The organism is Rathayibacter sp. AY1C2 (genome assembly GCF_002931195.1).
GTDB lineage: Bacteria > Actinomycetota > Actinomycetes > Actinomycetales > Microbacteriaceae > Rathayibacter.
Window position 1 is genome coordinate 1 of sequence record NZ_PSWG01000021.1, and the last position, 11,434, is coordinate 11,434.

Consider the following 11,434-nt stretch of genomic DNA (forward strand, 5'->3'; position numbering starts at 1 on the left):
AACGGGAACGGGGAGGGACAGGGCGGCGGGCGCCCGATCCCTCCCCGAGGCGGAGGCTAGGCCTCCTGGTCCTCACGGCGACGGCTGCGGGCGATCAGGAGCGAGCCGAGGCCGAGGGCGACAGCACCTCCCGAGAGCAGCAGCCAGGAGCCGGTCTCCACTCCGGTGGAGGGGAGGCCGCCGGGGCCGGTCGGCGCGGTGATCGGCGCGGCCGTGGCGGTCGGTCCGGCCGTCGGCACGACGGTGGGCTCCGGGGTCGACGTGGGCTCCGGGGTCGACGTGGGCTCGGGGGTCGACGTGGGCTCGGGGCTCACGGTCGGCTCGGGCGTCGCCGTCGGCTCAGGCGTCGCCGTCGGCTCGGGAGTCGCGGTCGGCTCCGGTGAGCCGGTCGGCTCCGGCGTCGGCGTGGGCTCCGGGGTCCCCGGCAGCTCGACGGCGGCGCCCTCCGGCGCCACGGCGAGCAGCGCCCGGGCGACGTCGCTGAACGCTCCGACCGGGTGGTTGCGGAACACCGGCGAGGTGCCGAAGAGGAAGCCCTCGGTGCCCGACTCCGTCGAGAACGAGACGGCCGAGGCCTGCCCGGCCGCGTCGCTCCGGGACTGCCCGTCGGAGTCGACCCAGTGCCCGGCGACGAACGTGCCGTCCTCCGAGTAGCTCTGCTCGACCGCGACCGACTCGTCGAAGCCGGCGAACCACAGTGCCGGCGAGACGAACGCGGTGTCCTGCGGGTAGTCGCCGAGGACGCCGCCACCGGGCGTCTCGACCGAGACGATGCCGTTGGAGCCGCTGGTGCCGGTCTGCGCAGTCAGCTCGGCCAGGCCGAAGTCGGACACGAAGGCCGCTCCAGCGCCACCGCGGCCGACGACGTCGCCGCCCGCCGCGAGGAACTCCTCGACCACGGTGCGGCCCGCGGCCTGCTCCGGGGTGAAGGAGAGAGCGCGTCCCACGTAGAGCACGTCGGCGCCCTCGAGGGTCGCGGTGCCCGCGGTGAGCGCGGCCGCGTCGACGGCGACCGCGTCGGCGAAGCCGAGCTTGGCCAGCGCGTCGCGGTCCTCGTTCGTGCCGGAGTAGGCGACGCGGAGGGGGTCGAGCGCCTTCCCGTCCTCGGCGCGCACGCGGTCGGCGGTGGTCGCCGTGAAGTCGACGCCGAAGACGGCGGCGGCTCCCTCGGCGGCCGCGAGCCCGGCGGCGTCGGCGCGCAGGGCGATCGTGCCGTCCTCGAACTGCTCGAGGGCGACGCCGTCGGCCAGCAGCGCGTTGACGGCCTGGTACTCCAGGACGCCGCGCGGCTCGAAGGCGAGGTAGTCGGCGCCTGCCGGGACGGAGCCGACCGGAGCCACGGCGGTCACCGGCTCCAGGCCGACGGCCGGGAGGGCGTCAATGGTGGAGCCGATCGCCTGCACGTCGGCGCCCCAGAGGAGCGAGAGGCTCCAGGCCGAGACGTCGTACATCTCGGGCACGCGGCTCGAGATGTCGCTGCCGTCGGCGAGGAGGACGTTGGCGAGGCCGCGGACCGACTGGTGCATGTCGACCAGGTAGGTGCCCGCGGGGTAGGAGACTCCTTCGACGCTCGTGGCGGCCGTGGTCCGCGACACCTCGACGCCGTGGGCGAGCAGCTGCGCGACGAGGGTCTCGGCGTCCGAGACGGAGCGCTGCGTGCCGTCGACGGGGATGACGTAGGCGCGCGGGTACTCGGTCGTGTAGACGTCGGTCTCGTCCCAGATCTCGGTCCACTCGGTCGGCACGCCCGCGGGCAAGTCGGCCGCGGAGACGTCGGCGGGGATCTCGACGGCGGGGGCGCCGGTGACGCCGCGCTCGAAGATGGCGACCTGGTTGCTCAGGAGCGCGTCGCGGTTGGCCTCGATGTAGTCGACGGAGGCGTCCATGACGATCCCGGCGACCTCGACGTCGATGTCCGCGTTGGCCTGGCCCTGGGCGATCTCCTCCGGAGTGCTGTTGGCCGTGCGGCCGAGCGGCAGCTCCACCGTGTTGGTGATCGCGCCCTGGAAGGCGACGTACTGCGGGGCGAAGATGGGGGGCCAGTCGTCCCAGCCCGCGCGGATGTCGCGGTAGGGGATGAGGATCTTCCCGGTGTTGTCCGTGGTGGCGCTGCCGTCCTCGGCGAGGTAGGTGTTGCCGGGCACGTCGGCCTCGACGACGCGGCGCTCGATCTCGAGCGCGGTCGCGTAGGCGTGCGGGAGGAAGAGGTCGTACTCGTAGTTCTCGCCGTGCGGCGGGCCGCAGGGCTCGACCTGGAGGATCCCGGTGTAGCCGTGGATGTCGATGAAGTACGTGGGCTGGAGCACGCTCGAGAGGTCGCGGATCACGGCCGCCTCGCTGGTGGCTCCGGTGATCATGTCGAGGTTCGGGTCGTAGCCCGCGGCGACGGCGCGCTGGCCGAGGGCGCGGCCGTCGGGGTTGTTGGTGACGGTGAAGTAGAGGCGGTTGCCCTCGAGCAGCGCCTCGGTCTCCGCGTCCTCGGCGGTGGCGACGCCCTCGATGTACTCGAGGATCGCGTCGCTGCCCTCCCACTCGTTGCCGTGGATGTTGCCGTTGAACCAGACCGGCACCTTGTAGCCGTCCATCAGGTCGGCGTCGGCGGCCGAGGCGGCGGGCTCGTACTTGAGCCGGTCGCGCCACTCGGCCTGCTGTGCCGTCTCGGCCTCGGCCTCGGGGGCGGTGACGGTGACCAGGTAGATGTCGCGGCCGAGGCCGGACTTCCCGACCACCTGGGTCGAGACCCGGTCGGAGCGGGCGGCGAGCGCGTTCAGCTGCGGCACGATGGCGTCGTAGGGGGTGACTCCGCGCAGGAGCGAGGCGTCGGTCGGGTCGACGGGCACCTCGGTCAGCGGGGTCTGCTGCGGGTAGCTGGTCGGCACCGCGATCGGAGCGGACGGCGGACGCACGATGTCCACGCGGGTGTAGTCGGCGGGTGCTGTCGTCGTGGCGGTCGCCGGTGGGGCGACCAGGAGGCCGCCGGCGGCGAGCGCGAGCGCGGCGCATCCGGAGGCGAGGGCGGTTCGAGATCTCAAGCGGAGTTCTTCCCTTGTCGAGGCGTGACGGAATGGATCGGGCCCCCGTCGGCGTCCGGATCTCCGAATCGGATGTGAACCCTCTCAGGAAGAAAGAGGCTCCATGTTTCCGTCACGTGTCGGCCGGGTCACCTCCGCGAGATGCCTGTTCTGAACGCCTCGCCCGGCGACTCGGGTGCCCGAGTGGCATCCGGCGAGAGGAGGAAGCAGGTCCCGGTCAGAGGAAGAGGGAGAGGACGAGCGTGGCGCCGAGCGCGAGGACGGAGGCGAGGGAGACACCGACGGTCACGGACTTGAGGGTGCCGCGGACCGACTGGCCGAGGAAGCTCTGCAGCAGCCAGAAGGTGTTCGAGGTGACGTGGATGCAGAACAGCGCGCCGGAGCCGGCGGCGAGTGCGATCAGCAGCGGGTCGAGGCCGAGTGTCGCGGCGACCGGCGCGACGACTCCGGCCGCCGTGATCGCCGAGAGGGTGACCGAGCCGACCGCGATGTGCAGCACGGCCGCCATCACCCAGACGAGCAGCAGCGGCGCGGTCGCCGAGGTCGAGAAGTAGCCCTTCAGGATCTCGCCGAGGTCGCCCTGCGCGATCACCGCGGCGAGCGCCCCGCCGACGCCGGTGAGCAGGAAGATCTGCCCGCCGTCCTGGAAGCCCTTGGCGACCGCCTTCTCCATCCGCGCGGTTCCCACGGTGGACCGGCCGACCACTCCGGTGCCGATCACGGCGAGGAGGAGCGCGATGACGGGGTTCCCGAGGAACTGCAGCACCGGCAGCTCGATCCCGGAGACGGTGAGCACCGCCTGCGCGGCGATGAGCAGGAGGGCGAGGAGCATGGGCGCGAAGAGGAGCAGGAGCGGGCGCTCGCGGGCGGCGTGGGCGTCCTGCGCCTCAGCGGGACCCGCCGCGTCCTCGACGGACGAGCCGCCCGACACCGCTCCGGCTCCGCCCGAGGACGCCCCGCCGCGCCCCCGCGCGCCGAACGACGGCAGCCGTCCGCCGTCCGCATCGGGCGACGCTCCCACCGTCGCGAGCCCGGTCGTGTCGTCGCGCACGACCAGCTGCTCGTCGCGCGCCGGGTCCCAGAAGCCGAGGCGGAACGCGAGCGACATCAGCAGGATCGTGACCACGACCGTCGGCGCCACCACCGCGAATCCGCCGAGCATCATCACGCCCAGCGGCACTCCGAGCAGCCCCGCGAGCGCGACCGCGGCGAAGCCGGGCACCATCATCACGATGCCCGTCTCGAGCCCGACGGCGAAGGTCACGGCGACGATGCCGGTGCCCGCGCGCCCCAGCCGCGGCGCGATCCGGCGCGCGAGCGGGGCCGCGATCACGATCAGCGCGTCGACGAAGATCGTCTGCAGGTAGGTGGCGAAGGAGAGGCCCAGCGCGTAGGGGATCCCGCGGCGGCCGAAGACGCGCAGCAGGCCCTCGACGAGCCGGACGACGGCGCCCATCTCGTTGAGCATCGCGCCGATGAGCACGCCCCAGCCGATCAGGAGGCCCGCCTCCATCATCACCTCGCCGAAGCCGGTGGTCATCGTGGAGACGGTGTCGACGGGGCCGAGCCCGGTGAGCAGGCCGATCGCGGCGGCTCCCACGGCCAGCGCCAGCACCGGGTTGAACCGGAAGCGCACGATCGCGACGACCACCACGACGATCACGAGGGCGACGACGCCCAGGGTGTACCACTCGGGCATGACGTCCTCCTCCGCCCGCGACTGCGCGTGCCGTCACACCCTAGGGGACCGCCGCGCACCCCCTCGCCCCCGCCGGGCACGGGGCCCTAGCGTGGACGCATGGCACTGACGCTTCCCGAGCCCCGACTCCCCTCCCTCCTCGACTCCCCCGTCCTGCGCTGGGGGGTGATCGCGCCCGGCTCGATCGCCGGCTCGTTCGTCGAGGCGCTGCAGAAGCACACCCGGCAGCGCGTGGTCTCGGTGGGCTCCCGCTCGCTGGAGCGCGCGGAGCGGTTCGCGAGCCGGTTCGGGATCGAGCGGGCCTCGGCCGGCTACGAGGCCGTGGTCGAGGATCCGGAGGTCGACGTGGTCTACATCGCCTCCCCGCACTCGGAGCACGCCCGCCAGGCACTGCTCGCCATCGCCGCGGGCAAGCACATCCTGGTCGAGAAGCCGTTCGCGCCGACCCCGGGCGAGGCCGAGATGATGGTGCACGCCGCGCGCGACGCCGGAGTGTTCGCGATGGAGGCGATGTGGATGCGCTACCTGCCGCACATGGACGTCGTGCGGCAGCTGCTCGCCGACGGGGCGGTCGGCGCGCCCGCCGTCGTCTCGGCCGACTTCGGCGCCGCCTTCGACTTCGACCCCTCCAGCCGGATCTTCGACCCGGCGCTCGCGGGCGGCGGCCTGCTGGACGTCGGCGTCTACGCCTCCTCCTTCGTCTCGATGGTGGCGGGCACCCCGCAGAGCACCGTCGTCGCCGGCAGCATGACCTCGACCGGCGTCGACGCGACCGCGACGATCGTCGGCAGCCACGCGCACGGGGTGCAGTCGGTGGCCACCTCGACCGTGCTGGCCGACACCCGCCACGCGGCGAGCGTCGCGGGGCGGGCGGGGCGGATCGACGTGCACCCGTCGTTCTGGACACCGGGCGGCGTGACGCTCACCCGCGGCTCCGAGAGCGGGTCGTGGATCGACGAGACGCCGCTCCAGGGCGGCGAGGGCCTCGCCTGGGAGGCGCTGCACGTCGCGCAGTACGTGACGGAGGGGCGCACCGAGTCGCCGCTGCACCCGCTCGACGAGGTGGTCGCCGTGGTGCGGACCCTCGACGACGCACGCCGCCGCCTGGGCGTCTCGGTGTAGGGCGGGCGGCGGGAGACCGCCGCCCCGGCCCTCAGCCCGCCGGCAGCTCGACGCGGAAGCTCGTGCGCCCCGGCTCGGACGCGACGAGGACGCGCCCGCCGTGGGCGTCGACGACCGCCGCCACGATCGCCAGGCCCAGCCCCGTCGATCCGGTCGTGCGCGCTCGGGAGGAGTCGCCGCGGGCGAAGCGCTCGAACAGCACCGGCACCAGCTCCGGCGCGATGCCCGGGCCGGAGTCGGCGACCGTCACGACTGCGATCGGCCGCCCCTCCGACACCTCCTCGGCGAGCGCCGCCACGACCCGGGTGCCGGGGGGCGTGTGCACGGTCGCGTTCCGCAGCAGATTGGCGACCACCTGGTGCAGCCGGAAGCCGTCGCCGCGGATCTCGATCGGCTCCTCGGGGAGCTCGAGGTCCCACTCGTGGTCGGGGCCCGCGGCGTGCGCGTCCGAGAGCGCCTCGATCACGAGCAGCGTCAGGTCGACGGGCTCCTTCTCGAGGTCGCGGCCCTCGTCGAGGCGGGCGAGCAGGAGGAGGTCCTCGACCAGCGAGGTCATCCGGGTGGCGGCGGACTCGATCCGATCGAGGGAGTAGGCCGCCGACTCCGGCAGCTCGGTCCCGCCGCGCCGGGGCAGCTCCGCGTAGCCGCGGATCGCCGCGAGGGGAGTGCGCAGCTCGTGCGAGGCGTCGGCGACGAACTGCCGCACCTTGTCCTCGCTCGCCTGCCGCGATTCCAGCGCACCGGTGACGTGGTCGAGCATGCGGTTGAAGGCGGCGCCGACCCGGCCGACCTCGGTGCGGGTGTCGGCGTCCTCCTCCGGGACCCGCTCGACCAGCTCGACGGCGCCGCGGTCCAGCGGCAGCTCGGCCACGCGGGTCGCCGTCGCCTCCACCCGCTCCAGGGGCCGCAGGGCCACGCGGATGATCGCGGTGGCGACGAGGGCGACCAGCAGCATCGCCAGCAGCACCACCACGACGACCACCCAGGTGAGGGAGGCGAGCGTCTCGGCGACCTCGCCCAGGGGGACGCCGACGACGACGACGGAGCCCTCGACCGCCGCCGCGCGCACGCGGTAGGTCCCGAGACTCCCGGGCAGCTCGATGGTCGCCTCCTCGCCCCCCGCGGCGACGGCCGCCGCGAGCACGGAGTCGGCCGGGTCCGAGAACTGCCGGCAGACCCCGTCGGCGTCGACGTAGGCGCCGATGAAGGAGCCGTCCGAGCCCTGGACGGCGGTGATGGTGCTGAGGTTCTGGCTCGGGCCGCCGCCGAAGGATCCGCTGGGGCAGGTCGTGGCCTGCTCGATCGCGCTCGACCCGCCGAAGCGGCTCGGCCCGTCGAAGTCCTGGAGGCGCGTGACCGACTGGCTGAGCGACGCGTCCGTGCTGCCGTAGAGGATCGACCGCGCCGAGAGCACGCTCACCGCTCCCACGACGCCCGCCGTCACCGCGACGAGCGCGACCACGGCGACGACCATCCGCCGCCGCAGAGTCCACGGCGCGCGCCGGCCGCTGCGGGAGCTGCGGAGGGCGGAGCGGGTCGCGAAGTCGCCGAGCGACGGGCGGCCGGTGCGGCTCACTGGTCGGCGGGCTTCAGGAGGTAGCCGGCGCCGCGCACGGTGTGGATCATCGGCGAGCGGCCGGCGTCGATCTTCTTGCGCAGGTACGAGATGTAGATCTCGACCACGCTCGACTTGCCGCCGAAGTCGTACGACCAGACCCGGTCGAGGATCTGGGCCTTGCTGAGCACGCGGCGCGGATTGCGCATCAGGAAGCGCAGCAGCTCGAACTCGGTGGCGGTCAACTCGATCTCGTCGCCGCCCCGGCGGACCTCGTGGCTGTCCTCGTTCAGCACCAGGTCCCCCACGACGACCTCGGGGTCGTCCGCGTCGTTGGCGAGCAGGGTGCTGCGGCGGATGAGGCCGCGCATCCGGGCGACCAGCTCCTCGAGGGAGAAGGGCTTGGTGACGTAGTCGTCGCCGCCGGCGGTGAGCCCGGCGATCCGGTCGTCGAGCGCGTCCTTCGCGGTGAGGAAGAGGACCGGGGTCTCGCTGCCGTCCGCGCGGACCCGCTGCAGGACCTGGAGGCCGTCGATGTCGGGGAGCATCACGTCGAGCACGATCACGTCGGGCCGGAACTCGCGGGTGATCGTGATCGCGGCGCGGCCCTCGGCGGCGGTGCGCACCTCCCAGCCCTCGTAGCGCAGAGCCATCTGGAGCAGGTCGGTGAGGGTGCTCTCGTCGTCGACGACGAGGACGCGGATCGGCGTCCCGTCGGCCCGCTTCAGGCGGGTGCGCTGCGCGGGGGCGAGGTGCTTCGAGGGGGCCGGGGTGCTCATGACTCCAGTATCGGGAGTTCCCTATGGATCGGCTATGACCGGCCGATGCCGTCACTGTGCGCTCCCGATGCGTCCTCCGCGGGATCGGCGTCGAGCTCCTCCGGAGCGATCGCCGCGGTGCGCGCGTAGCCGCGGACCCGCCGGTCGATGAAGGTCGCCGCCCAGAGCAGGACGCCGATCACGAGCAGCACCCCCGCGATCCCGTACTGGGCCGTGTCGCGTCCCGAGGTGATCGGCAGCACCAGGTAGACGCAGGCGATCGTGCCCAGCACCGGCAGCACGGTGGGGGTCCGGAAGTGACGGTGCTCGACCGGCTGCCGCCGCAGCACCAGCACGGAGACGTTGACGACGGCGAAGACCGTCAGCAGGAGGAGCGACGTGGTCCCGCCCAGCAGCACCGCGATGGGGTCGGAGGGGTCGCGCGACACGTAGGCGGTGAGGAGCAGGGCGATCACCGTCGTGAAGAGGATCGCGGCCCACGGCGTGCGCCGTCCGCGCAGCACGTTCTGCAGGAACGGCGGCAGCACGCCCTGGCGGCTCATCCCGTAGAGCAGGCGGCTGGCCATCATCATGTTGATCAGCGCGCTGTTGGCCACGGCGAAGAGCGAGATGAAGGGCAGGAGCGTCGAGATCGGGAAGTCGGGCGCCGCGGCCTCGACGACCGTGACGAGCGGAGTGTCGTTGCCGGCCAGCTCCCCCACGGGGACGATCGCGACGGCGAGCGTGGACACGAGCACGTAGACCACGGCGGTGATGCCGAGACCCGTGAGCATCACGCGCGGGAAGATGCGGCTGGGCTCCTTCGTCTCCTCCGCCATGTTCACGGAGTCCTCGAATCCGACCATCGCGAAGAACGCCAAGGAGGTCGCGGTGCTCACCGCGAGCAGCAGCGACTTGTCCTCCGGCGCCTCGAACGCGACCACCCGCGAGAAGTCGGCCTGCCCGCCGAACACGGCGAAGAAGCACACGAAGATCACGAGCAGCAGGCCCGAGAGCTCGATCAGGGTGAGCACCACGTTCAGCCCGACGCTCTCGGCGACGCCCCGCAGGTTCACCAGGGCGATGCAGACCATGAACACCAGCGCGATGCTCAGCCGCGTCCCCGCGCCGTCCCCGAGCCCGAAGCCGATCGCGAAGTTGCTCGCGAAGGCGCCCGAGGCGGCGGAGGCCGAGGTGATCCCGCTCGCCATCACGGTGAAGCAGACGAGGAACGTGACGAAGTGGATCCCGAACGCCTTGTGCGCGTAGAGCGCGGCGCCCGCCGCCTGCGGGTACTTCGTCACCAGCTCCAGGTAGGAGCAGGCGGTGAGCGTGGCGACGACGAACGCGATCACGAAGGGGAGCCACGCGGCCCCGCCCACCTCGGCCGCGACCTGCCCGGTGAGCGCGTAGATCCCGGTCCCGAGGATGTCGCCGACCACGAACAGCAGCAGCAGCTTGGGGCCGAGCACCCGCTTGAGCTCGGGCGGGGCGGACGTCTCTCTCGTGGCGGTCATCGTCGGCCCCTCCCGTTGCGGATGAGCGCGAGCCTACGACCGCGGGCACCGCCCCGGGAAGAGCGGGCGCCCCCGGAGGAGGAGCCGACGACACCCACGACTCCGCCGTCGCGCCGGGCGCAGCGCAGCCTCCACCCCGCCGTCGGGAGGCTGCGCGAGGCCGGCTGACCGGATGCTGCCACGGCCGGAGCCTGCCCGGACGTCCCGTGGGCCCCCGACCCTCCGCCCCGCGCGGAGCCGGGGGTCCGCGGCATGTCCGGATGCTGCCGTGCCCGGATGCTGATCTGGTTCCGCCGACGGGCCTCCGCGAGGCTCGGAGGACCACGACGAGAGGACGCACCATGACCGCCACTGCACCCGCCGCCACCCCGCACCTCGGCCCCGTCGCCACCGGAGGCGCCCTCGCCTGGGCCGCGCTGGCCGCGCTGCTCCTGCTCGGGGAGCCGCACCCCGCGGCTGTCCTCGTGCTCGTGCTCGCGGCCGCCGCCGCGACCTCGCTGAGCGTCGTCGCCGTCGCCCGCCGGCAGCCCCCCGCCCGCCGTACCGGCGTCGTGATCGGTCTCCTCGCCCCCCTCCTCGCGAACGCCGGTCTCACTCCGCTCGCCGCGCTGGTCGGCCCGGCCGTGTTCGGAGCGGTGGCGCTGGTCCTCGCCGGTGAGCTCGCCGTCGTCGCGGTTCTCGCGCGGCGGCGCTGAGTGCGCGCCTCCTACACTCGGGAGGGTCGGGAGAACGGGGGGCCGCCGGTGCTGAGCGAGAACGCGATCGCGCTGTACCTGCACGCGTCCGTGCGCGGAGACTGGTCGCTCGAGAGCGCGTCGGACGAGCTCGGCGTCACCGTCGACGGCCTCCGCGAGGCGCGCGACGAGCTGATCAAGCTCCGGCTGCTCGCTCCGCTGCACGCGGGGGCGGAATCGCTCGCCACGGCCGCGCCGGACATCGCCCTGGCCGAGCTGATCGCCGAGGACGAGCGGCGCCTCCTCGAGCTGCAGACCGGGATCACCCGCCGCCGCAGCGAGCTGATGGCCCTCGTCCCCGCCTACCGGAGCGCCCGCAGCGCCCTCGCCGCCGCGGAGCAGGTGGAGGTGATCGAGGACCCGGCGACCGTCCTCCGGCTGCTCCTCGACCTGCAGCGCGGAGCCTCGGAGGAGGTGCTGATCGCCGCTCCCGGCACCAGCAGCGTGGAGCGGCACGAGGCGAGCGACGCCGTCGACCGCGAGCTGCTCGGGCGCGGTATCGCGAGGCGGACGCTGTACCACGACCGCCGCCGCGACAACGCGGCCCTCCGGCGCTCGGTCGCGGAGCTCGAGCCGCTGGGCGCTCGGTTCCGGACCCTCCCGGTGCTGCCCTTCCGGCTGGTGGTCTTCGACCGCTCCCTCGCGATCGTCGCCCGCTCCCGCGACGAGGACGACCGCGCCGCCCTGGTCGTCCGCTCCTCCGAGCTCGCGGCGACCCTGGCGCGCGTGTTCGACGCGGCGTGGGAGTTCGCAGCGCCCCTGCACGCGGCAGGTGCCGAGGAGGAGCCCTCCCTCTCCGCGGTGCAGCGGTCGATCCTGCAGGGCCTCGCCGCCGGGCTCACCGACGAGGCGCTCGCGGCACGGCTGGACCTCAGCGTGCGCACCTGCCGTCGGCACATCGCCGGTCTCTTCGAGCTGCTCGGCGCCGAGAGCCGCTTCCAGGCGGGCGTGCTCGCGTCCCGGCGGGGCTGGCTGCCGGTCCGGCCGCGCTGACTCCGGCCGTCGGCGAGCTCAGCG

8 protein-coding genes are annotated in these 11,434 nt (G+C 73.5%); 3 read left to right on the forward strand and 5 right to left on the reverse strand.

Annotated features, from left to right (window positions below; genetic code table 11):
* Positions 1 to 56: 56 nt before the first annotated feature.
* Both C5C55_RS13205 and C5C55_RS13210 read right to left on the reverse strand, forming a co-directional pair.
* On the reverse strand, positions 57 to 3,032 hold the full coding sequence (locus C5C55_RS13205; RefSeq protein ID WP_104234220.1) for a M14 family zinc carboxypeptidase: 2,976 nt from the start codon (positions 3,030 to 3,032) through the stop codon (positions 57 to 59).
* 217 nt (positions 3,033 to 3,249) lie between these two features.
* Positions 3,250 to 4,731: a GntP family permease gene (locus C5C55_RS13210; RefSeq protein ID WP_104234221.1), complete on the reverse strand. Its 1,482-nt coding sequence runs from the start codon at positions 4,729 to 4,731 to the stop codon at positions 3,250 to 3,252.
* A 99-nt stretch (positions 4,732 to 4,830) separates the two neighbouring features.
* On the opposite strand from C5C55_RS13210, the gene C5C55_RS13215 reads away from it, so the two are divergent.
* On the forward strand, positions 4,831 to 5,853 hold the full coding sequence (locus tag C5C55_RS13215) for a Gfo/Idh/MocA family protein (protein WP_104234222.1): 1,023 nt from the start codon (positions 4,831 to 4,833) through the stop codon (positions 5,851 to 5,853).
* Between the two features lie 31 nt (positions 5,854 to 5,884).
* Here C5C55_RS13215 and C5C55_RS13220 read toward each other — a convergent pair whose 3' ends face one another.
* The 3 genes from C5C55_RS13220 to C5C55_RS13230 are packed head-to-tail and all read right to left on the reverse strand — an operon-like array spanning position 5,885 to position 9,683.
* Positions 5,885 to 7,429 (reverse strand): cell wall metabolism sensor histidine kinase WalK, encoded by a 1,545-nt coding sequence (locus C5C55_RS13220; protein ID WP_258072560.1) that lies wholly within the window; start codon positions 7,427 to 7,429, stop codon positions 5,885 to 5,887.
* Complete coding sequence (locus tag C5C55_RS13225; RefSeq protein WP_104223650.1) at positions 7,426 to 8,187, reverse strand: response regulator transcription factor; 762 nt, start codon at positions 8,185 to 8,187, stop codon at positions 7,426 to 7,428. Before C5C55_RS13225 ends, C5C55_RS13220 begins: the two co-directional genes overlap by 4 nt.
* Before the next feature lie 32 nt (positions 8,188 to 8,219).
* On the reverse strand, positions 8,220 to 9,683 hold the full coding sequence (locus C5C55_RS13230; protein ID WP_104234223.1) for an APC family permease: 1,464 nt from the start codon (positions 9,681 to 9,683) through the stop codon (positions 8,220 to 8,222).
* A 341-nt stretch (positions 9,684 to 10,024) separates the two neighbouring features.
* On the opposite strand from C5C55_RS13230, the gene C5C55_RS13235 reads away from it, so the two are divergent.
* Positions 10,025 to 10,378, forward strand: coding sequence for a hypothetical protein (locus C5C55_RS13235; protein ID WP_104223648.1), 354 nt, complete (start codon positions 10,025 to 10,027; stop codon positions 10,376 to 10,378).
* A gap of 48 nt (positions 10,379 to 10,426) precedes the next feature.
* On the forward strand, positions 10,427 to 11,410 hold the full coding sequence (locus C5C55_RS13240) for a helix-turn-helix transcriptional regulator (protein WP_104234224.1): 984 nt from the start codon (positions 10,427 to 10,429) through the stop codon (positions 11,408 to 11,410).
* Positions 11,411 to 11,434: the final 24 nt, after the last annotated feature.

Bases quoted from the DNA above. Each gene is read 5' to 3' on its own strand.
- C5C55_RS13210 (WP_104234221.1), bottom strand. From the start codon at position 4,731: ATGCCCGAGTGGTACACCCTGGGCGTCGTCGCCCTCGTGATCGTCGTG.
- C5C55_RS13215 (WP_104234222.1), top strand. From the start codon at position 4,831: ATGGCACTGACGCTTCCCGAGCCCCGACTCCCCTCCCTCCTCGACTCC.
- C5C55_RS13225 (WP_104223650.1), bottom strand. From the start codon at position 8,187: ATGAGCACCCCGGCCCCCTCGAAGCACCTCGCCCCCGCGCAGCGCACC.
- C5C55_RS13230 (WP_104234223.1), bottom strand. From the start codon at position 9,683: ATGACCGCCACGAGAGAGACGTCCGCCCCGCCCGAGCTCAAGCGGGTG.
- C5C55_RS13235 (WP_104223648.1), top strand. From the start codon at position 10,025: ATGACCGCCACTGCACCCGCCGCCACCCCGCACCTCGGCCCCGTCGCC.